20 protein-coding genes are annotated in these 22,083 nt (G+C 34.6%); 5 read left to right on the top strand and 15 right to left on the bottom strand.

All coding sequences use genetic code 11. The features are described from left to right. Positions 1-65 precede the first annotated feature (65 nt). Positions 66-479, bottom strand: coding sequence for a hypothetical protein (locus RV15_RS05750; RefSeq protein WP_071877102.1), 414 nt, complete (start codon positions 477-479; stop codon positions 66-68). A 16-nt stretch (positions 480-495) separates the two neighbouring features. Next, positions 496-1,632, bottom strand: coding sequence for a Tle-like phospholipase domain-containing protein (locus RV15_RS05745; protein ID WP_071877101.1), 1,137 nt, complete (start codon positions 1,630-1,632; stop codon positions 496-498). A 124-nt stretch (positions 1,633-1,756) separates the two neighbouring features. On the opposite strand from RV15_RS05745, the gene RV15_RS05740 reads away from it, so the two are divergent. Beyond that, positions 1,757-2,140 carry a DUF1433 domain-containing protein gene (locus RV15_RS05740; protein ID WP_167364080.1) on the top strand — a complete coding sequence of 128 codons (384 nt, stop codon included), beginning with the start codon at positions 1,757-1,759 and terminating at the stop codon, positions 2,138-2,140. A gap of 174 nt (positions 2,141-2,314) precedes the next feature. Next, positions 2,315-2,746 carry a DUF1433 domain-containing protein gene (locus RV15_RS05735; RefSeq protein ID WP_083429116.1) on the top strand — a complete coding sequence of 144 codons (432 nt, stop codon included), beginning with the start codon at positions 2,315-2,317 and terminating at the stop codon, positions 2,744-2,746. A 69-nt stretch (positions 2,747-2,815) separates the two neighbouring features. On the opposite strand, the gene glmU is transcribed toward RV15_RS05735, so the two are convergent. Then, entirely contained in the window at positions 2,816-4,198 is a 1,383-nt protein-coding gene (gene glmU, locus RV15_RS05730; RefSeq protein ID WP_071877099.1) for a bifunctional UDP-N-acetylglucosamine diphosphorylase/glucosamine-1-phosphate N-acetyltransferase GlmU, read from the bottom strand. A 380-nt stretch (positions 4,199-4,578) separates the two neighbouring features. Between glmU and RV15_RS05725 the strand changes: the two genes are divergently transcribed. Continuing rightward, positions 4,579-5,226 (top strand): FusB/FusC family EF-G-binding protein, encoded by a 648-nt coding sequence (locus tag RV15_RS05725; protein WP_071877098.1) that lies wholly within the window; start codon positions 4,579-4,581, stop codon positions 5,224-5,226. A gap of 259 nt (positions 5,227-5,485) precedes the next feature. On the opposite strand, the gene RV15_RS05720 is transcribed toward RV15_RS05725, so the two are convergent. Continuing rightward, positions 5,486-5,617, bottom strand: coding sequence for a putative holin-like toxin (locus tag RV15_RS05720; protein WP_071877097.1), 132 nt, complete (start codon positions 5,615-5,617; stop codon positions 5,486-5,488). 1,218 nt (positions 5,618-6,835) lie between these two features. Further along, entirely contained in the window at positions 6,836-7,009 is a 174-nt protein-coding gene (locus tag RV15_RS05715) for a helix-turn-helix transcriptional regulator (protein ID WP_071877096.1), read from the bottom strand. Positions 7,010-7,239: 230 nt separating this feature from the next. Here RV15_RS05715 and RV15_RS05710 point away from each other — a divergent pair, with 230 nt between their 5' ends. After that, positions 7,240-7,428, top strand: a complete 189-nt coding sequence (locus RV15_RS05710; protein WP_425429263.1) for a hypothetical protein — start codon at positions 7,240-7,242, stop codon at positions 7,426-7,428. A 135-nt stretch (positions 7,429-7,563) separates the two neighbouring features. On the opposite strand, the gene RV15_RS05705 is transcribed toward RV15_RS05710, so the two are convergent. The 6 genes from RV15_RS05705 to RV15_RS05680 form a co-directional block, all read right to left on the bottom strand. Further along, complete coding sequence (locus tag RV15_RS05705; RefSeq protein ID WP_071877095.1) at positions 7,564-8,709, bottom strand: ArgE/DapE family deacylase; 1,146 nt, start codon at positions 8,707-8,709, stop codon at positions 7,564-7,566. Between the two features lie 207 nt (positions 8,710-8,916). Continuing rightward, positions 8,917-11,097 (bottom strand): tetratricopeptide repeat protein, encoded by a 2,181-nt coding sequence (locus tag RV15_RS05700; protein WP_071877094.1) that lies wholly within the window; start codon positions 11,095-11,097, stop codon positions 8,917-8,919. Positions 11,098-11,275: 178 nt separating this feature from the next. Next, entirely contained in the window at positions 11,276-11,524 is a 249-nt protein-coding gene (locus RV15_RS05695) for a prevent-host-death protein (protein WP_071877093.1), read from the bottom strand. A gap of 163 nt (positions 11,525-11,687) precedes the next feature. Beyond that, a complete protein-coding gene (gene purR / locus RV15_RS05690; RefSeq protein WP_071877092.1) occupies positions 11,688-12,515 on the bottom strand; it encodes a pur operon repressor in 828 nt (275 codons plus the stop codon). Between the two features lie 260 nt (positions 12,516-12,775). Then, positions 12,776-13,618 carry a metal ABC transporter permease gene (locus tag RV15_RS05685; protein WP_071877196.1) on the bottom strand — a complete coding sequence of 281 codons (843 nt, stop codon included), beginning with the start codon at positions 13,616-13,618 and terminating at the stop codon, positions 12,776-12,778. A 365-nt stretch (positions 13,619-13,983) separates the two neighbouring features. Next, entirely contained in the window at positions 13,984-15,261 is a 1,278-nt protein-coding gene (locus RV15_RS05680) for a peptidoglycan bridge formation glycyltransferase FemA/FemB family protein (RefSeq protein ID WP_071877091.1), read from the bottom strand. Between the two features lie 525 nt (positions 15,262-15,786). Between RV15_RS05680 and RV15_RS05675 the strand changes: the two genes are divergently transcribed. Continuing rightward, complete coding sequence (locus tag RV15_RS05675) at positions 15,787-16,509, top strand: MurR/RpiR family transcriptional regulator (protein WP_071877090.1); 723 nt, start codon at positions 15,787-15,789, stop codon at positions 16,507-16,509. 92 nt (positions 16,510-16,601) lie between these two features. Here the strand turns inward: RV15_RS05675 and RV15_RS05670 are convergent, their stop codons facing one another. The 4 genes from RV15_RS05670 to RV15_RS05655 all read right to left on the bottom strand — a co-directional run bounded on the left by RV15_RS05670 (position 16,602) and on the right by RV15_RS05655 (position 21,913). Further along, a complete protein-coding gene (locus tag RV15_RS05670; RefSeq protein ID WP_071877089.1) occupies positions 16,602-17,990 on the bottom strand; it encodes a gluconokinase in 1,389 nt (462 codons plus the stop codon). Then, positions 17,990-18,895 (bottom strand): phosphogluconate dehydrogenase (NAD(+)-dependent, decarboxylating), encoded by a 906-nt coding sequence (gene gnd / locus RV15_RS05665; RefSeq protein WP_071877088.1) that lies wholly within the window; start codon positions 18,893-18,895, stop codon positions 17,990-17,992. The genes RV15_RS05670 and gnd overlap by 1 nt, the downstream gene beginning before the upstream one ends. 64 nt (positions 18,896-18,959) lie before the next feature. Further along, a complete protein-coding gene (locus RV15_RS05660; RefSeq protein WP_071877087.1) occupies positions 18,960-20,291 on the bottom strand; it encodes a 6-phospho-alpha-glucosidase in 1,332 nt (443 codons plus the stop codon). Then, positions 20,291-21,913 carry a PTS transporter subunit EIIC gene (locus tag RV15_RS05655; protein ID WP_071877086.1) on the bottom strand — a complete coding sequence of 541 codons (1,623 nt, stop codon included), beginning with the start codon at positions 21,911-21,913 and terminating at the stop codon, positions 20,291-20,293. The genes RV15_RS05660 and RV15_RS05655 overlap by 1 nt, the downstream gene beginning before the upstream one ends. Positions 21,914-22,083: the final 170 nt, after the last annotated feature.

The following is a 22,083-nucleotide window of genomic DNA, read 5'->3' as shown; positions in this document are numbered from 1 at the left end:
TTGGTGACCATCTTTCTGTTTTTATGAAGTAAATTTTCAAATCTTAATTATTTTTGACTACTTTACTATGTAACAGCTTCGCACATACCACTTGCTTCAATGACACTATTTCTCATCACTGATACCTCATGAGAAAACGCATTGCCAGCTTGTCCTTTTACCATATCTGGAGCATTTTGAACAAAGGTTTCAACACTACTTCCTAGATCAAATTGCTCTGTCTTTATTATATTTTGCATTTGAGCAGCTTCTTCTTTTAAAGGATTAAATACACTGACACATTTCGCTTGTAGTGCTATTTTTTGTACCCTTTTTTTCTCTAATTTTTGGTATTGTTCTAGTTGAATTTTATATAGCGTAACTGTAGCTGAATTTGGTTCCTTTAAGTTTGATTCAAACGTAATTTTTTGCTGTAAACTTGAAATAACGTCACTATATGATTCTCCACCAACAGTCAAATCCATCCCTAATAAATTCATTTTTTTCTCCCTTTCATTAAAACGACGTTGCGATTTGTTCATCTGCAGCTTCTGCTTTAACAGCTGCCATGCGTAAACTATGGGCAAATTCGCCTAGATTATCTCCAATCGTTACCATCTTGTCCTTTAACTCTTTGACTACCTCTGGATTATGAGCATAGTATTGCTCCCCTTTAGAGTATGGTGCGACCGACTTCAAAATATCTTGAATTTCATGATCTTCTAATTCAGAATAAGCTCCACCACTAGCTTCACTGCGGATATGTTTTTGTAAAGCCATCACTTCTTCTCCTTCATCCCACTCATATTGTTCAATTGTTTTTTTTATACCTAATGCCGTACTTTTCATAGCATCATATTGTGCAGCGGTTGCCCGAAGCAATGCTGGAGCAAATAAACGCATGATACTTCCATCACCATTAAACATGTTCATGAAAGTATCAGTAGGGTGTCCGCCCAATGTTAATAAACTCATGATAAACGTTTCTAACTCTTTATTACTTTTCGTGAGAACTCTCTTTCCAACTAAAGGCATGCCAAATTGATCAAAATTTCCAACGCTATCATTCATATGAGTGTAATTTGTAATTTTATCTGTGGCATGTCCAGCATCAACCCATTTTTTTGCTTTTTCACTCAGTAATCGATAAATATTTGGAGCAGAAAAGACTGTAGCGTACTCTCCAAATTCAGCAGCAACATAGGAAGCTAAACCAGCACCTAAACTATGTCCTGTGTAATCAAATGTTGCATTTTTGAAGCGCGGATCATTTTTTACTTGTTCAGCAAAAGCTAATGCTGTATCGAATTGACTATTGACTTCAACCGGAACACGTATAGTCGTCCCAGGAACATGCACATTTTGGTATTTATCTTTTTGACCCATGGTGACTTGTTGGACATCAGCACTTAGGTCACCATCCATATCAGCCAGATTGGTTCCTTTATAAGAAATCGTGATATTGGAAAGATCGGGTTTGCCGTTAACGATAGGCGCAACAGCGATCCCTTCTGCTCCATTTTTATCAGGATTATTTAAAACCTCTACCACTTCATATTGTCTATTATCTGATCCCTTAATTTTTGTACCTATGGGGTAGTTTTGATAAGTTTCTGAAGCTATAACTAAAAAATCTTTATCAGTCTTAGGCATTAATAATAGTTATCCTTTATGTTATACTTGTATTTAATTATGACATAAAAAGGACACATTGACTATGAAAACTAGGTATAAATTTTTAATTGGGATAGGAATAATAATAATTGGGGTGATGGGATTGAATTACTACAGCTATAAAGACTATATGGAAAAACAAAAGGTGCGCATCGAATTGTTTTTTAATTACAATTATAATATCGATTCTCTTACCTTTACTAAAACTAAAAAAAATCCTATGGGAACATTAGTCTTTTATGGTTACTTTAATAATCATAAAGATAATAATTTTACTGCATCAATAATGCCTTATCAAAAAGAGTTTGAAGGGAACATTGCCATTAATGGCGTATTTGATAACGAAAATGCGAAATTTGATAATGGAAAAACATATTCTGTTTCTGAAATAGAAAAGATCCAACGTAAGGAACGCCGAGAAAATCAATTAACTGACTCTAGTTCTTGGTTCTCCGATTCAACTGGTTTATCAAAGTACACTGAATGAATTTTAACAACTCATTTTTTTTTAGAACAGCAGATTATCCAGTTTCAACTTCAGTTCAAACTGGATAATCTGCTGAAGCTATAATGAAATAGCCTTTATCAATTTTGCTCATGATAATGGCTCTCTTTTTGTTATGCTTATGAATAATTCTGATACAAAAAGGACACATTGACTATGAAAACTAGATATAAATTTTTGATTGCGATAGGAATAATGGTAGTAGGGATAGCAGGATTGAATCGCTACAGCTATAACAATTATACGAACAAACAAAAAGAACGAATCGAGTTATTTTTTAATTACAATTATAATATCGATTCTCTTACTTTTACTAAAACTAAAAAAAATCCTATGGGAACACTAGTCTTTTATGGTTATTTTAATAATGATAAAGAAAATGATTTTTCAGCATCAATAATGCCTTATCAAAAAGAATTTGAAAGAAACAATGTCATGGATGGTAAGTTTTCAAGAAAAAATGATAAATTTAAGGATAGAAAAACCTATACTGTTTCTGAAATAGAAAAGATCCAACGTAAGGAACGGCGAAAAAATAGCGAAGAAAACTCTAGTTCTGGGTTCTCCGATTCAGCGTACACTGAATGAATTTTACAACTCACTATCATAAATAAAAAAAAGATGACTACCAAGGATTTGGCAATCATCTTTTTTCGCTTACTTCTCGTTATTCATATAAGGCATGTTCTTCCCATAACCTTCTTTATTCACTTGTCTAGCCCGAGCAATCGCTAGATCAAACTCTGCCACATCCTCTGTAATCGTAGAGCCTGCCGCAATAACAGAATTCGCTGCAACGTTCACAGGTGCGATCAAACTTGTTGATGAGCCAATAAACGCGTGATCACCAACTGTTGTGCGATGTTTATCTTTTCCATCATAATTAACGAAAACTACACCACAACCAACGTTAATATTTTTACCTAAGTCTGCATCACCAACATACGTCAAATGTCCCACTTTGGTATCTTCTGCCACGGTCGCATTCTTGATTTCCACAAAGTTTCCAACATGGACACGTTCACCGATTTCAGCTTTTGGACGGATATGGGCAAATGGCCCTACATCTGCATTTTTGCGAATAATGCTTTCTTCGACAACTGATTGTGTGATTTTTACGTTATCCTCGATCACGCTATCAACGATTTCCGAATTTGCGCCGATAAAACAGTCATCGCCAATCACTGTCTTGCCTTTTAAATGGACACCGGCTTCAATCACTGTATCTGAACCGATCACGACACCTTCGTCAATATACGTTGAATCAGAATCAACGAATGAAACACCATTTCTCATATGCATTGTATTCAAACGGCGGTGCATGATTTTATTCGCCTCTGCTAAAGCCACACGATCATTGATCCCCATCGCTTCTTCAAAATCAGCCATTTGGTAGGCAGCCACTGTTTTGCCTTCTTTTTTAAGAATCTCAATGATATCTGTTAAGTAATATTCACCTTGAGCATTGTTGGTATTGATTTTAGACAACGCATTAAACAAGGCTTCATTATCAAAACAAAACGTTCCAGTATTGATTTCCTGCACACGAGCTTCTTGTTCAGACGCATCTTTTTGCTCCACAATTTTTTCAACGATCCCTACATGATCACGAATGATACGACCGTATCCAGTTGGATCTTCCGCATGAGCGGTCAAAATCGTCGCACTCGCGTTTTTTCCTTGATGATAATCAAACAGGTTCGCTAATGTTTCAGCAGTTAATAGCGGCGTGTCACCTGTAATGACAAGTGTTGTACCTTGTTTGCCAGCTAAGTGCGATTCTGCTTGTAACACCGCATGTCCTGTCCCTAATTGTTCTGCTTGTAAAGCATATTGGCTACGTTCACCTAAATGGCTCTTGATTGCTTCTGCACCATGACCTACGATCGTCACAACTTCACTTGGATTCGTTTTTTCCACTTGATCCATGATGTGTTCTACCATCGGTTTGCCAGCGACAGGGTGTAACACTTTATAAAGTTTCGATTTCATGCGTGTTCCTTTACCAGCAGCCAGGATGATGACATATCTGTTTTCCAATTGCTTCACTCCTAAGATTTGTTTTATTTTCAATCGTTTATTTTTAATTTAAAATAGCACCATGTTTTAGTTTAGCTTACTCTTTCCGGTTTTTCAACTGAACCAATTGCTTTTTTGCTATACCAATTTATAATTTTGAGTGTTTGCGTTATAATAAAGGAAAATTATGTTAGCACACAGAGCGAAGAGAATCAACTCTTTCTGTCAACGATCGTTATGCCATGCACAATCTAGCTACGCGGGCTAGTCCCTCGGAAAAAAGATAAAAATTGTATGTGACAAAAAGCGTCTCATACAATTTTTCCTATTTTTCTGTCGAGACTGAACGAGCCCACTTCGCTTTTAATTTTATCACTTGAATGATAGAGAGGAAATCCATTATGACAAAACAAATACAGCCATATCAATTTAATTTTATTAGAAAACAAGCCAATATTTTGCTACAAGCTCATTTATCTGTAAATGATAAAAATACAATCAAAACACTGCAAGCAATCGTTCTTGAGAAAATCAATGAACAGTTTGGTGCAGATAAAGAACAGTTACAGCCTTTATTAGAAGGATTTTTAGAAGCTGCGACTTCTAAGCCTAGACTGGAACACTATTTGGAAGAATTAAAAGAAACGGTTATTCCGTTTGATCCGCCTTCAAAACAACAGCTGACAAAGCTCTTTAAAAAGACCAAGAAATTGAAAATTCCCGAGTGGGAAACAATGGATTTGAGAGATTATACCTTTTACAGTTGGAATGATAGTGGAAAACAACAAAAATTTATTATCGCTTCAATCGATGGACAGCTAGTCGGCGTTTCCGGAACGATTGCTCCTACGACTCAAAAAGGCATTTGCCCGATTTGTCATGAAACGTCAGAAGTTGCGATGTTTCTGTCTAAGGTGAAAGAATCTGGTGATGGTATGTACACCAAGCGTGGGAATTATATTTGCTATGACAGTGAGAAATGTAACCATAATATTGAGCGTAGAGAAGAGTTAGAAGCATTCGTTCAAAATGTGAAATTTATGAAATAAGATAAGAGCAGAGCAGAAAGACAAATCTATTTTTATTGAAGATTGAAGCAAGCACTCAGTTATCTGTTGCTTTCGTTACTTTAGCGTTTATAATAGATGATTTTTCACTGTTTTAATGTACTTTTATATTCTTTTCATGTACAATAATAATGAAAAGAGAGATATGTCTTAGCATATCCCTCTTGTGTAGAACCGTTTAAGACGGTAGCAAGTTTTAATTATAAATTAGTAACCGTTATCTCGCCAAAGATATGAGCGGTTACTTTTTTTTGTCGTTTTTAAGCATATCTACAATCAACTTAATCAAAGCAATGGTAAACATACCAAAACTTATAATCAATTGAATTGTATCTAATGCGGACAAAAGGCTTTCTCCTTTCGTTGATTTCAGTACTTACTTTCATAAGCACCACCACCCTTCGGAAGTAGCCACCGTCATAGCTTTTCTACACCAATTAGTATATCACACTTAAAGAGTTTCTCTTCTTTTTTATTGTAAATTATACATTTTTTTGTACGTTTTTAATAGGTATCTACATTCAATCTCCAACACAAGAAAAACTCAAAAAATTCCACTTCTTTTGTCAATCTTGTCCTTTTTTCCACCTTTTTTTGACTATTTGAATTCTTTTACTCTATTTTATTGACTATTCCAACCTCTTTAAGTTAGAATAAATTTACAACATAAAATAAAAAAAGGCGCCCTGTCAGAAGACGGTCATCTTCTAAACAGAGCCCTGTATTATCAGCACAAACTAATAATACAAGTTGCCTCGCCAATAATTGCTTATTGACTACCTTTATTGTACTAAAAGCAAGAACTGATTTCCATTCTTTTCTGCTTACTCAATAACGACAGTGAATGGTTATTTAACGAACGCTTCATGGTATTAGTAGCTGACTAATATCATTTTTTTGTGTTTAAAATCAGGTAATTAGAGCGAAAAACAAAATAAAAAGGCACTCTGCATAAGGGCGGTCACCCGAATACAGAGCCTCATATTATCAGCACAAACTAATAATATAAGTTGCCCTAGTCAATATTTTCATATCGACTCTTTCATTTTACTCAATTTTTGTAAGAAATACTAGTGTTTTTTTACAGGTCTTGGGAATTTGAAGTAGTTGGTGGTTATTTGTTGCACTTTTGCACGGTATTAGTTGGTAGCTAATGCCGTATTTTTTTCGCTCTTTTTATAAATAGCAAGCACCTCTCTCCTTTTTCAATACGATATTTTCGTATTGGCATTCTACCAATTGGTGCTTGCGAGCGGATGTTACTAGAATCGATCACTACCATACGTTCATCATTTGATCTAAACAGGCAGCCAAGTCAATATGCGTACAAAGGGACACGAATCAGAAACGAATCAATAAGTATTTTTTAGTTTACCCGATTGAATGGTGCGATGTAACGATTGGCTTCTGCTACATCCGTATGCTTAACGATCCGTCTGGCGGAAGCTGGGTCATTAAGTCAAAAAAATTCACAGGGCTGCAGAACCTGAGAATTTCAAATAGCTGTTTATCACTTCAGAAACACCCAACCATTTTTTTACTACCACAAGATAAACAGCTGTTTGTTTTTTCTCTTTTTCAACAATCATTCTTATTTTTTATCGCTCATCTGAAGATTATTTAACTGCTTCAAAATATCACTATTCGGATGACTCTTTTCATTTTCCCAATTTGAAATACTTTGTCTCGTTACATACAACATATCCGCTAATTCCTGTTGCGTTAAATTCAATTGTTCTCGCTTCTTTTTTACTTCTGTAACCATTGTCTTCTCCCTACTTGTTATACTATACACTTATTATAGGGCTTTTATTTTAGAAAAAACAATAGTGATTTTGAATAGTTACAATTCGTTTTTCTGATATTTGAAGTACCAGCAGATCCAATACATATATTTGGAAAAAGACACTATTCCGTGCTACTCTAACACTACACAAGGGCAATGAACCGCCTTTTTGGCTAGGTTGCTTAATTTATAGAAGAAGGGTGTAGATAATGATGAATGTAGAGGATATTGTAAAAAAAGTAAAAGAACTGGTTGGAGAAGGTAATATTGAGAAAGCTACTCAATATATTGAAGATCACAAAGATGAACTTGGCGATCAATACGATAAGGTAAAAGACCTCATTTCCAAAGCAGATATTGGCGGTATGTTGGATAAGGTGAAGAATTTTTTTAAATAATATGATCGCAGTTTCCCTTTTTCTGAATTATCACTAATAGATGATTGATTTTATTAAATAAAAAGTGCCTCTTCTGTGAAATACACAGAGCAAGGCACTTTTTAACATTTTTATCTTTATATCTCCAAATAAACTTTAATCCAAATAAGTCGTCGCCATCTCTTTGTAAATATCGACCATTTCAAGATAGTTATTTACATCTACATATTCGTCCACTTGGTGAGGCGTTTCATTACCTGGACCAAAAATAATTACAGGAAAGACTTTTTTGCCTTTGGTAAATTCAGCGGCATCGGTTGTGCCAGACACCCCAACCATTGGGATATCAACATCGACTTGTTTTTTCGCTACTTGTTGGGCGATTTTTGCGATATCAGAATCTTTTTCGCTTTTCACTGAAATTTTATTGGCTTCGATACTCAAGGTTAAATGATACGTATCTTTTTGGTTCAGCTCATCGATCAGTTCATTCATTTTTTTAATAACAACGTCATTATCATAACCAGGAATCGTTCTGATATTTCCTTGAAGACTGGCTTCACTTGGGATACTGTTGATTTGTTCCCCACCGGAAATCATCGTTACATTATAGATAAAATCGCCTAAGACTTCATCTGTATGAACTTCACTACGGAATAATTGGTTCGCTCTTGAATAGAAATCATTTAGATGATCGATCGCATTTACACCTAGTTGAGGCATTGAGCTGTGGGCATTTTTACCTTGACTGGCTACTTTAAAATTGATTGATCCTTTGTGGGCATAAACGATACCAGCGTAGCCGGAAGGTTCACCAATCACCATTGAAGTCACATCATCGACGTAGCCTTCTTTGGTTAATTGTTCTGCTCCTAATTCACCGACTTCTTCACCTACTGTGGCGATTAAACGTAAACGTCCATTGAAGTCTGCTTTTTCTTCTTTTAACTCGATCATAGCAATTGCCATAGCAGCTAAGCCACTCTTCATATCACATGTGCCACGACCATACATCTTGCCATCACGAATTTCAGGTTTGAACGGATCTGAGGTCCAGTCAGCTTCATTCCCTGCTGAAACCACATCCATATGTCCTGAAAACGCTAAGACTTTTTCATTATTTTTATTGCCGATCTCAACAATTAAGTTGTCACGGTCTTTGTCATATTCTAAAAAGCTTGAGTCGATGCCATGTTTTTTGAATAGCTTGCTTAAATACTCAGCGACTTCTTTTTCATTGCCATTAACTGACTTGATTGCGACGATGTCTTTTAAGATTTGGATTTTTTCTTGTTTTTCCATTATGTTTGCCTTCTTTCATATGATTCATTCAGTTTCTCATCGTGTGTGAAAAAAACTGGATAAATATGCTTACAGGTTAACTATACACCTAAATGGAAAATTCGTTAAATAAAATCGGTTTCTTTTAAAACAGATTTATTTATTAGTTGCCACTATTAATAGCAAATCTATTCTTAAGCATAGATTGTCTTTTCACAGTTAATATTTTTATCTTAAAGGAATTTCAGATTTTTTTACATCTGAAAAATTCAATTCGGGTGCTTTTTTCAAAATAAATGGAACCCAATTATAATAATTTTCAAAATTCACTCCGAATATCACTTTTTCTAAACTTATCGTATTTACTTCTAAAAATAACTTAGGATTATTTGGATCATGTTTGGCATGTGTAAAATCTTTCGTCATTTGTAAAAGTCGATATTCATTCTCATAATTATATTTTTTATTCTTAACTAAGAACTTTATTTTGTCTAATTCGATAGATAAAAACGTGTTGAATGTAGTGGAAATTGTTTCTTGACCATGAATTTTGCTAATTACGTAAAAAATATTATCAACTAACAGTTTTATTTGAAGATCTTCTTTAGTCGCTAAATCATCATCATTTTTTAAATATTGAATTTTATACGTTAAAGGAGACGTTTCAATAAATTGGTAGTTTTTATCATCAAAATACTCATCATCTTCAATATTATTATTCTCTTCTTGTCCGTACAAACTTTCGTCTTCAGAAATTGGTAGTTGCTTAAAGCCTAATGAAATACCTTTGTTATCATCACCGTACATTTTCCACATAGGAATATCATCTTTATTTTTTGTTAAAGAGGATATAAATGCATGACTGACATCATTTCTAACATCGCATATATTATGAATTAATTTGGAAATAGTTTCTTCACAGTGCTCATTTTTTTCCTCTAGTTTCATTCTTAATAGATTTGATAGAAACTTCCCTTCTTCTGGATCATTCATATATTCAGTATTATATAATCGTATATTGATATTGGTGTCTTTAGTATCCTCTTGTAATTTTAGTAGACTAGATAATGTATTGATAGAAGTATACTGATACAAGACAACATCATCTTTTAATAGTAATGAACTTTTAAAATAGTTTATGTTAATGATTATTTTGATAATAGCTTTAAAAATTGACTGGGTATCGGTCATTGAACTAGTTGTTTCTTTAATTAGTTTCTGTAAAAAATTATTATTATAGTTCGTCATTGAATTAATAATTTCTTCATAATCAAGCTCATATTCCTTATTATTTTCTATAATTTTTATCATGGTATCATATGAGACTTGTTCAATTCCTATTTTTTGTAAGAGATCGGTCAACGCACCAGAATAGTTTTTGGTAATTTCGAAGGCTGAAGCTAAATTATTATTATACTTAATGTTTTTAGGATCTAATTTTATTGCCTTTTGATAATATTTAATAGCTTGGTTATGTTTTTCTTGTTTGGTCAATATAAGACCGACTTTATTATAAGCAGAAGCATTGGCTGGATTTAATTCTATTACTTCTTTAAAGACCTCTATAGCTTTATCATATTCTTTTTTCCTGTATAATGTATTCCCTAAATTATTATAATACATCGTATTACTTTTCTTTAAATCTATTGCTTTTTGATAAGCTTCTACTGCTCCTTCATATTTTTCTTGTTTATCTAACGCATTTCCTAAATTATTATAGGCAGAGGCATAATTAGGATTCAATTCTATTGCTTTTTGATAGACCTTTATTGCCTGATCATATTTTTTTTGTTTGTATAATGTATTCCCTAAATTATAATAGATAGTGGCATTATTAGGATTTAATTCCATTACTTTTTGGTAGACTTCTACTGCTTCTTCATATTTTCCTTGTTTGTCTAAGGCTATTCCTAAGTTATTATAGGCAGAGGTATAATTAGGATTTAATTCTATTGCTTTTTTATAGGCTTGTACTACTTCTTCATATTTTCCTTGTTTGTATAACCTATTTCCTAATTTATAATAGGTAGAGGCATGGTCAGGATTTGATTCTATTGCTTTTTTATACGCCTCTACTGCTTCTTCATATTTTCCTTGTTTGTCTAATATATTTCCTAATTTATAATAGGCAGATGCATAATCAGGATTTAATTCTATTGCCTTTTGATAGGCTTCTACTGCTTCTTCATATTTTCCTTGTTCTTCTAATACACACCCCAAATTATAATAAGTAGTGGCATGAGTAGGATTTAATTCTATTGCCTTTCGATAAGCCTCTCCTGCTTCTTGATATTTTTTTTGTTTTTCTAATGCATTTCCTAAATTATAGTAACGTAATACGTCATCTGAGGTTGACTCACTCAATTCTTTATTACGTTCTTCTTTATTTTCTATATTATTCAAATCCATACTATTTGAATCCCCTATTCTATATTTATGGTACAACAAACAAATTGTTTTATTTATTGTACCATAAATAAAACAATTTGATAAATCAGTTTCATAGTATGACCTGACAGCATCTGTCTTAACAAGCATACTTTTTTATCAATCTTGTACTTGAATACCCCCATTCATCACTCATAAATTAGGTGTCCTCGAAATCATCTTCCGACTCATTCTCCATTAGGTTGAATACATAATCTAATGTTCCAGTTCTTTGTAAATATAATTCTTCTTGTATTGCCTGCCATTCTCTTTTAGAGATCATAACAACACCGTCATTAGTACCGATTTGGGAATTAAGGGTTACTTCCAATTCTTTGTTGGAAGCCGCAATATCTTTTAAAACATTAAACATATCTTTTATAAAATTCGTAGGGGTAATTACTTCCATGTTTAACACCTCCATGCGTACATATTAACGTACATCCATTTTTTTCAAGCTTTCTCTCATAAATATAACGATTTTATGTATTTTCAGCTGATTAAAAAGGATATCATTTGCCACTTTCTCAATAAAAAAACCAGCTCATCATTTCTGATAGCTGGTTCCAATTCTATTCGTCAAAATAATTCCCAGGAACTACATTGATCGTTTTCGTCCGTGTATCCACATCTTCTACATAAAGCAATGACGTATAATCTTCGATCGCACGTTGTCCTTTAAATTTAGATTCCGCAAACACTGTGATCCCAACAAGCTCTGCCTCAAATTCTTCGATCAGGCTCTTCATTCCGTTAACGGTTCCGCCGCCTTTCATGAAGTCATCCACGACTAGCACTCTTGAACCACGTTTTAAGCTGCGTTTTGATAATTCCATTTTTTCGATTCGTTCAGATGAACCAGAAACGTAATTCACACTAACAGTTGAGCCTTCAGTGATTTTTGAATCACGACGCACGATGACAAACGGCACATTCAAGTAATACGAAACCGCTTGAGCGATCGGTACCCCTTTTGTCGCCACTGTCATAACAGCATCGATTTTTTCACCTAAATATTTAGAAGCAATGATTCTCCCAACTTGGCGCAATAATTCTGGCTGTCCCAATAAATCAGAAAGATAGACATATCCTCCTGGCAACAGACGATCTTGTTCTGATAAACGTTCACACAAAGCCAATACCAATTCTTTTGATTCCTCAAAGGGAATTTCCGGGATAAAACGCACACCACCGGCTGCTCCTGGAATTGTTTCAAGAATTCCTGTACCTCGTTGCTTAAATGTTTTTTTAATGATCGCTAAATCTTCACTGATCGATGATTTAGCTGATTTATAGCGCTGTGCAAAATGGGTCAAAGAAACCAATGTATGGGGATGATCCAACAAGTACTGTGTCATATCAATCAATCGTTCGCTTCTCCGAATTTTAGAATCTGTCACTTCTTCTCCTCTTTCCTTTAAGGTTTATTATTCGTTTGAATAATGATTATCCCTTATTTTTTATAGGTTCGTTATTCATTATTTTTCAACAAGTAAAATAAATGATACTTCCTCATAATCTATCGTTCCCTATTATAGGGTGTTTTGCAAAAAAAATCGAGCATTTTTTGAAAAAAACGAAAAATAGTTCGCAATTTAAGAAACAAAAAAGAAGATAAGGAAAAAAACTTTCGTTTTTCCCTTATCTCCAGCTACCTTATTTACGTTTCTCTTTGACTCATTTTCTTATTTCGTTGCATCGTTACAACTAATTTTCGGACGATACTGACAAGAATAAATAATGCGATAAAAATCAATGTGATGCTGGCACTTGGCGGTGTTTCTAAATAATAAGACCCCGTCAATCCTGTTAGCATGCCAATCAATCCCATGATAACACTAATAATAATGACCGTATTAAATCCTTTACCAATGCGCATCCCGATTGCAGCCGGTAAAACCATGATCGCTGATATCAATAACGCGCCCGCAATTGGGATCATTACAGCGATTGCTACACCTGTGATCACGTTGAACAGCATCGACATCCAGTGAATGGGTAATCCGTCCACATGGGCTGTATCTTCATCAAAGGTCAACACATACATCGGACGTTTGAATAAGACAAACAAAATCACTAATACTACAAATAGAACCGCCAAAATAACGACCTGCTGCCATGTGATCGTCACGATCGAGCCAAATAGATACGACTGGATACTGGCCGCTGAATTTCCTCCGCTGAGGTTCATCAGCACCAAAGCTAAAGCTAAGCCACCGGACATTAAAATCGCAATCGAAATTTCCGAATACGTACTATAGATCATTCGTAGATATTCTAAAATAATAGCGGCAATGATCACGACAACCAGTGTCATGATATCTGGATTCCAATTTAAGAAGAATCCTAAAGCAACTCCAGCGAGTGATACATGAGAAAGAGTATCCGCCATTAAAGATTGTCTTCTGATCACAAGAAACACACCTAACATTGGTGCAATAACCGAAATAAAGGTTGCAGCTAAGAAGGCTTTTCTCATGAACTCATATGAAAGCATCTCCAAAATCATTTTCCTCCTTGTTACATAAAGCTTTAGAAGCCTATTATATTTTGTGGGAACAGTCGTGAGAACACTAAGGTCTCTTTTCCTGCACCATTACGTTTTAATAACTCAAATCGTAAGAGTTACGATTAAGTAGCAAGATATACTTTAGCATTATAAAAACAACTAGTCAAGAGAATTATTCTAAATAATCTGATCTACCCTTTTTACCACTTCTACATCTTCATTTGACTATAAAGGTAATTCGAAACTTTGGTGTATTGCTCTAAATTTTGTTCACATCCAACCTTGCTTTAGAAAGATTCCATCATATAAATTCATATCAATATTGTGCTTTCTCAAAATCTCAATTCAGTAGAAACACGCTACTTTAAGCTATCCTTTCGTATCAGTCTTACGAATTTTTTCATTGCTAAATACATTTTTGTCTTCAAACTGCTTGTGTAGAATTTAAACTCTCCTATAAGTTCGACTGCGTATCCGTTAAAAGCTTCTTTAAACTTAAGAACACCATCACTGCCATCGAAGTTTCCTTCTATCCCATAAAAATTATATAAAGGAATGTTATTTTCCGCTGTATATTTAAGCATTTCATCTTGTATCAAAAAAGGAGCATACATATTTTTATACTGCTCAACTGTTCCAGAAAACAAGTATACAACTTCATGAGGGCATATTAAAAATAGCGCACATGCCAAAATAATTGTATTATTAACGTTTTTTTGCTGGATAAGTAACGCTTCAGCGATTCTTTTTTCGTATGTTACTTTTTGCGATAACAATTCCTTTTTTTGATTCGCTTTTTTCTTATAACCTTTCTTCAATTTATTATCGTGTTCATCCAAATATGAATTCAGGTCTTTGATTTTTTTCGATAATTTATCCTTTTTTTGAAGTAAACCATCCAAGTAATTTTGTATATTTAGTTCAGCAATTAAAAATTTTGCTTGGTCTCCATAAATTTTATATACTTGTTCATAATATAAAAGAGATTTATCATGAAAATTTCTTCTTTCGCTAGTTTCTTCTGTAATTTTTTTGAACATGGATAATTCACTATAATCTAAGTTTCTTACTTTGATGCCAAACTGATTCGTTTTTTTCAGACTATAAACAGCTTCCTTATTGTAAGTTTTTGCTAGTTCTTTATAAGAAAATCCTTTAATATCTTTTGCATAAATCCAAAAAGGATTTCCGTTATCATTAAATCCTCTCTTCGCAGGTTCATAGTCGAATCCTTCTTCTGAAAAAAATTGAACTGCTTTATTATCAATTTCTCCAATCTGATTTCCTACGTTGTCAAACATTCCATGTCTAATATTTGGTTGGATTATCATATATATTCCATTATTTTTTTTTACAAATTTTTTCATACCTGATATGAATACTTTAAAATTATTCTCTTCACTAGGCATCTCAAATCCAGAAATATTATACTCAAAACCAACTCTTAGTTTCAGTCTTGTTGCTACAGCTGCATAAACAACTTTGCCACACTGATCTTTTAATCCTACAAAAAATACTGATTGTCCTCTAGTTTTCTTTAAATCAGCCATTTCTATTGTTTGTAAATAATTTCCTTTTTTTGTTTTTTCCGTATACTCCACAAATTCTTTTCTACTTATCTCATCACTAAAATGCATAAAAATTCCCCCAAGACATGTCTTTACTTCATCTTAAGAGTGTGCAAAAAACGATAGATAGTTTCAATTATTTAATTATTTTTACCTATTTTTCATTTAATAATATAATCATATCTTTTAGTCATGTATTTAACCTTATTATAGACTAAATATAAAAGATACAGACAATAAAGAAAATATGGAAACAAATAGCCCAAAATGATAACAACAACTTAGAAAATTACCTTCTAGAAGATAATGGAAGCTCTCAACAACCACCCGTCTCAACCTTTGAAACAGGTAAGGCGGATACAGATGCAAATAATTCAACTATTGATAATGCATCGACAGCACAGGGAACCTCTTTTGGTTCACGAGAAGAAGACGTTGCTTATTCTAGAAAACTTAGTACCTTGATAAATTAGCAGGCGACCAAGCGCTAATACATTTACTACAAAATACTGATTCAAAAATAAAATAACCTTTATTAACAAAAAACAAAAAAAGTTGTATGATGATACTATCTGAACATTTGGAGGTATTTTTGTGGAGCTAGATATTATTACTAAAGGAAAACAGCTTTCTGAAAATGAAAAGCAGATCCTTTCCTATTTGATTACAAATATAGAACTACTTGATGGTGTATCGTTGCGAAAAATTGCCACCGAAACCTATACTTCACCTGCAACCATTGTACGTTTGGCCCAAAAATTGGACTTTTCAGGATACACTGAGCTTTTTTATTACTTAAAAAATAGCCAGCCTAATACCCAGATGACCTCAAAAGCTACGATTGATTATCATATTGATACGCAAAGAATTGAAGCCTCAATCAAAGAAATGAAAACTATTTACGTAAAAAACAAAGACAAATTTATTACTATCTACGCAACTGGTTTTTCTAGTATCATAGCAGAATATCTCTACAAAAAATTATTAGTCAATGGAATCAAAACCTTATTTGTTAGCGCTTCAGATTCTGCCGGAATCATTAACAATAACATCGACAACATCAGTATGTTAATAACTATTTCTAAATCAGGCGAGACCCAAAAAGTTATTGAGAAGATGACTCATTCAAAAGAAAACAATATTCCGATTATTTTGTTTACCGGCAATGGACAGCATCGGGCAAATGCTCTGGCATCACTTGTTTTTGAAGTAGAAGATGAACGACCACTTGATAGTCAAAATACCCATTATAATAGTTTTTTTGGAAAACTATTATTGCTGATGGAGTACATCGTAGAAGAGTTCGTCCGGGATTAAGCTGATTTGTTTTTTAGATTATTGGCACCCAAAATAATGCCGATAAAAATGAAAAAACCATTTTTATCGGCAAATTAGTCTCTTAAACTTCCCTAAGCAAAGTAATCGTTAAATAAACGGTTATACTCTACTTGTTGTTTTTCATCACTAATAATTTCTTTAACGGGCACTTCCTGTACCTGATTTGAGCCATAAATTAAATAGTATAAGCCAAAAATCGGTTCATTGAAGGCTGATAACCAACACTTGGCATCAAGTATATTAGCTGTCATTTCGCATAACATTTCCGTTTTAAAAAAGCCACCACTCAATGAGAACTCGCTTACGTCTCCGAGCATTTCTTTTAATATTTTTAGATTCATCAATACCCCTTCGACAACTGCTCGAGAAAGATCTGCCTGAGTATGAGTAATTGAAAAATTTTTAAAATGCGCCCGCTTATTTGTTGACCAAAAAGGGGCTCGTTCCCCGTTGATATAAGGAAAAAAACGTAAGCCATTAGCGCCGATAGGCGAAGCTTGGATTTTAGCTGTTAAGGTTTCATAAAAAGTCTTTGGATCATCCGTCAGAATGTTACTTGCCCACTCTAACACGCATCCACCATTATTTGAGGGTGCACCAATTACATAGTAATTCTCATTTAGGTAGTAACAAAAATTTTGCTTATTTGCATCAAAACGCTTTTCACTAGTTATTTTCCGAACGGCAGCACTAGTACCAATCGTTAAACTATTTGGTATCCCAGTCGCCATATAGCCCGCATAAGCCGCTAAACAACCATCACTTGCGCCAATAACTACCTCAGTCTCTTCCGATAGTTTGAGATTTTCTGCAACGTCTTTTAAGATCGGTAGAGAAGCTGTTGTATCAGCCAATTCGCCCAATTGATTTTCATGAATGTCCAAGTAATTTAAAATTTCTTTATCCCAGTTCAATTCACTCAAATTTAATAAGCCTGTTGCTGATGCCGTTGCATAATCAATCAAGTAGTTTCCTGTAAAAACCTGCATAACTAGCTCTTTCAGCCCATACCACTTCGTCGTACTTGGGTACAGGCTTTGTCGTTGAAAATGAAGTAGTTTCGCAAACGGTGACATAAAATGATTCGGTGTTCCCGTTTTCAAATAGAACTTCTGAGCTAGCGGACTTTCTTTAACTATTTCGATCGTTGCTTCCGCTTGTGAATCAGACCAAATAAATATTTTCTCATGAAGCGTTAACGGATGAGTTACTGGCATCAAGCTATGCATGGCAACGCTAAAACTGATTTTTCGTACCTGTTGCAGAAACCTTGGCGATATTTCTTTGATAGCTAGATAAATTACATTGATAATTTCACCTGAGAGCTGGTAGTTTGAGCCATCGCTGTCATTGTATGTTTTAATCCCATAAGCCTTTTGATACAGCAATTTATGTTGTTTAATAATCCCTATTTTAATTGCGGTTGTACCGATATCAATAGCTAACAAGCCATCGTTCATCATGACTCTTCCTTCACAAATGCATGACCACCAAACTGATTTCTCAATAAAGCGATCACTTTTTCATTTATTTTCTCATTGTCACTTGATGAATAGCGTGTCATTAACGATTGCGTAATGACTGGGATTGCTAAATTTAAGCGTAAGGCTTCTTCGACCGTCCATTTTCCTTCACCAGAAGATGGCACGATCCCTGCAATCATTGAAAAATCGGTCGTTTCCTTAAATAGATTTTCAGTCAATTCCATCAACCAAGAACGAATAACTGAACCATGATTAAACACTTTGGCTACTTCTCCTAATTGGTAGTCATAAGGGCTGTGATGTAATACGTTAAATCCTTCACCAATCGACTGCATAATGCCGTATTCGATGCCATTATGCACCATTTTTAAGTAATGACCACTACCAGCTGGGCCACAATAGAGGTAACCATTCTCTACACATAAATCAGCAAATAAATCCTCAAGCTCTTTAAAGATCATCTCTGCTCCGCCAACCATCATACAAGCCCCAGTTCGAGCGCCTTCCATTCCTCCTGAAGTACCCACATCTAAAAAGTGAATCCCTTTTGTCTGACAATACTCAAAATTCTGTTTGCTGTCTAGGTACTTTGAATTCCCTGCGTCTATGATAATATCGCCTAGTACCAATTTCTCACAGCATGCCTTGATCATGTGATTCGTCGTTTCACCCGCAGGCAACATAATCCAAACAATTCCGCGACTCTTTTTTTCTGAAAATAATGCATCTATATTTGAATAAAATGCCCCATACTGCTTCTCAAATTCTGATTTCACTTGCTGGTTTAGATCCATACCAGAAAGCTGATACCCTTCTTTTTGGCTCAAATTTTCAGCAATACCTAACCCCATTTTACCTAAACCAATTAATGCTACATCCATACGAAATCCTCCTCATTTTAAAAGGGTACCTCAGGAAAACCAGAAGTACCCTTCGCTTTAAAATTTAGTGTAATTCTGGCCAATAATCACCATTTTCACTAATTAAATCATCCAATAATTCTTTCGCTACTTGAGCGCTTGGAACAGTTTTGGATAATGTTAACGCTTGCCACATCTTTTGATAGCTATTTTCAGCATAGGCTTCAACAACCAACTTTTCTACTGTTACTTGTTGGAACATCAACGCTTGCTGGAATTGCGGAATAATCCCTTGAGTCAATGCTTCTGGCCCATCATTTCCTACAATACAAGGAACTTCTACCATTGCATCATCAGGAAAGTTAGCGATTGCGCCATTATTTTCTACAATCATTACCATCCGTTCATGTGTGTTAAAAGCAATTGCTCTTGCTAAATCTACAATAAATGACGCATGTGCATCAATTTCAAAAGCAATTCCTTCCGCTGAACCTTGAGCAGTAATTTTTTTTGCATGATCAAAAACATGTTTCTCCCGATTTTCCATTACTTCATTTGAACGAGTATATTCTGGATGCTCCATCATGTGATCTAGCACATAATCTGGGTATAAATAATACTTTAGATACGTATTCGGTAAATAGTCTGGCGCTACTGCTAATAAATCTTTTGCTTTTCTATGCGTTTCCTGCCAGCTTGGATCTGTATGCTGAGTATCCACTTCTACTTGTGTTAAATAGCCATTTTCTGCGACATAATCACGAATTTGATCAATATATTCATGTCCTGATTGATCTTTCACGCTTGTCCACCAGCCAAAATGATTTAAACCAAAATAACGAACTTCTAGTTCTGCTGGTGTTTTTCCAACGATTTGAGACATCCGACGTAACGTCCCTACAGGCATATCACAAATATTTAAAATTTTAGAATCCGGACGTAATACGCGGCAAGCTTCTGCAACAATTGCTGCCGGGTTAGAATAATTCAACATCCAGCACTCTGGAGAATATTTTTCCATGTAATCAATAATTTCCAACATCCCAGTAATGCTACGCATTCCATAGGCAATTCCACCAGGACCACATGTTTCTTGTCCAAAAACGCCATGGCGTAAAGGCACTTTTTCGTCTTTTTCACGCATTGCATACTTTCCAACACGAATATGCGCCATACAAAAATCCACATCAGAAAAGGCTGCTTCAGGATCTGTCGTATAAGAGAAATCAATTTCAGGTGCTTGTTCTCTGAGTAAAATCGCTAACGCATCCCCCAAGGTTTTTTGACGTTCTTCATCATTATCGTATAGTTTTAATGTCCTTAGTGGAAAACGATCTTGATTATCCAAAAGCATCATGACGATTCCAGGTGTAAACGTACTTCCTCCACCGGCTATTACTACTGAAAATTTTTTCATTATTCTTCTTCCTCTCTACCTAAATATTTTTCTAGATTTTCACGAATTTGCGGAACGGTTAAGCCATAAACTACATGAACACTTTCCCCATTCTTAATGACCCCTTTCGCCTCTGTTTCTACCTTCAACAGCTCTTCATCAACTAACGCTGGATTTACAACTTTTAAACGTAAACGAGTATAACAATTGTCAATCGATTTAATATTCTCGTCTCCACCTAACCCCTTAACGATCACAGCTGACAACTGGTCTGAATCTGATATTATTTGTCCATTTAAGCCATCTGAATTGCTTGGGACAGGTTGCGCTTGTTGCTTTTGCTTATATTCTTTTTTAGTAAATAATTTAGTTTCCTGTCCTGAATCTTCTCTGCCAACCGTTTTCAAGTTGAGCTTAGTGATCAGCAGCTTAAACGTGAAATAATAGATGAAAAAGAAGCAAATACCGACGGCAATGTAGACAGGCCATCTAGTCTTTTCAATTCCTAAAGGTAAGTTGTATAAAACAAAATCAATAAAACCATTCGGACCAATCGCTCTTGAACCCAACATATTTAAAGCGACCATACTCAACCCACTTAAAGCAGAATGAATAACAAAGAGCATCGGTGCCACAAACATAAATGAAAATTCAATTGGTTCAGTCACACCTGCAATAAATGAGGTCACTACGGCCGGAATCAAAATGGCTTTTACTTTAAATTTATTTTCTGGTTTTGCTGTCTGATACATGGCCAAACAAGCGCCCACCAATCCAAACATCTTAGAAATACCACGTGCATCCCAGATAACACTTGACGATAATACTTTGATTGCTGGATCCGCGATTTCCGCAAAATAAATATTCCGTGCCCCTTCAAACACCTGACCACCAATATCTGCCACTCCACCAAGAGACGTGTATAAAAATGGTGTATAAACTAAATGATGCAAGCCTGTTGGAATGAGCAAACGCTCCAAGGTACCATAAATAAAAATCCCAAAGTTCCCTGTTTCCTTGATCACACCGCCTAAATTATCGATGCCAGTTTGAACGATCGGCCAAACAAATGAAAAGACAATTGCTAACGCTACTAATAATGGAATTAAGATAATAAAAACAAAACGAGCACCGCCGTAAACTTGAAACGCATTATTAAACACTGTATCAATAAATCGATTATGGACTAAAGCCACAACCAACCCTAAAATAATCCCTAAAAATACCCCCATATCCAACACTTGAATCCCTAAAACCAACGTTTGACCAGAACCTTGAAGTTCAGCTGGATCAACCAACATCCCACGCAGTTCCATAAACTTATTCATTGCATAAAGAAAAACTAAATACCCTAATAAAGAAGTAAATGCTGCTTCAGCCTTTTTTTTATTTGCAAGACCTAAAGCAATCCCCACACAAAAAATAATGCCTAAATTCGTTAAAATTGGTAATAATGATGCGGATAAAATACTACCAAAACCCATAGTGACTGGATTATCCAAAAATGGTAACCGCTCAATTAACCGTGGATTGGTAAAAACATTTCCAATTGCAATTAAAATCCCAGCGATTGGCAAGATCAATACCGGTACAAACATTGCTTTTGAAAATTTCTGCATTGAATCCATGATTTTTGCTTTCATTGTGTAATCTCCTTTTTTTAATTTTGTAACCCTATTATATGAAACCTCTTTCAAAAGATATATAGTATGCGCTTACTTATAAACGTATTTCAAAAGTTGAAACATATTTCATGAAGCATAGTCGTTTTTTAATTATGTAAAACAAAAAAACTTGTGGAAATTTCCACAAG

The organism is Enterococcus silesiacus, from assembly GCF_001886225.1.
Lineage (GTDB): Bacteria > Bacillota > Bacilli > Lactobacillales > Enterococcaceae > Enterococcus_L > Enterococcus_L silesiacus.
The sequence above is the reverse complement of the archived record's forward strand: the minus strand, read 5'-3'. Positions and strand labels throughout refer to the sequence as shown.

Coding starts and splice junctions, on each gene's coding strand:
- RV15_RS05750 (WP_071877102.1), bottom strand. CDS start 479: ATGAATTTATTAGGGATGGATTTGACTGTTGGTGGAGAATCATATAGT.
- RV15_RS05745 (WP_071877101.1), bottom strand. CDS start 1,632: ATGCCTAAGACTGATAAAGATTTTTTAGTTATAGCTTCAGAAACTTAT.
- RV15_RS05735 (WP_083429116.1), top strand. CDS start 2,315: ATGAAAACTAGATATAAATTTTTGATTGCGATAGGAATAATGGTAGTA.
- RV15_RS05725 (WP_071877098.1), top strand. CDS start 4,579: ATGACAAAACAAATACAGCCATATCAATTTAATTTTATTAGAAAACAA.
- RV15_RS05715 (WP_071877096.1), bottom strand. CDS start 7,009: ATGGTTACAGAAGTAAAAAAGAAGCGAGAACAATTGAATTTAACGCAA.
- RV15_RS05710 (WP_425429263.1), top strand. CDS start 7,240: ATGATGAATGTAGAGGATATTGTAAAAAAAGTAAAAGAACTGGTTGGA.
- RV15_RS05705 (WP_071877095.1), bottom strand. CDS start 8,709: ATGGAAAAACAAGAAAAAATCCAAATCTTAAAAGACATCGTCGCAATC.
- RV15_RS05700 (WP_071877094.1), bottom strand. CDS start 11,097: ATGGATTTGAATAATATAGAAAATAAAGAAGAACGTAATAAAGAATTG.
- RV15_RS05695 (WP_071877093.1), bottom strand. CDS start 11,524: ATGGAAGTAATTACCCCTACGAATTTTATAAAAGATATGTTTAATGTT.
- RV15_RS05680 (WP_071877091.1), bottom strand. CDS start 15,261: ATGCATTTTAGTGATGAGATAAGTAGAAAAGAATTTGTGGAGTATACG.
- RV15_RS05670 (WP_071877089.1), bottom strand. CDS start 17,990: ATGAACGATGGCTTGTTAGCTATTGATATCGGTACAACCGCAATTAAA.
- gnd (WP_071877088.1), bottom strand. CDS start 18,895: ATGGATGTAGCATTAATTGGTTTAGGTAAAATGGGGTTAGGTATTGCT.
- RV15_RS05660 (WP_071877087.1), bottom strand. CDS start 20,291: ATGAAAAAATTTTCAGTAGTAATAGCCGGTGGAGGAAGTACGTTTACA.
- RV15_RS05655 (WP_071877086.1), bottom strand. CDS start 21,913: ATGAAAGCAAAAATCATGGATTCAATGCAGAAATTTTCAAAAGCAATG.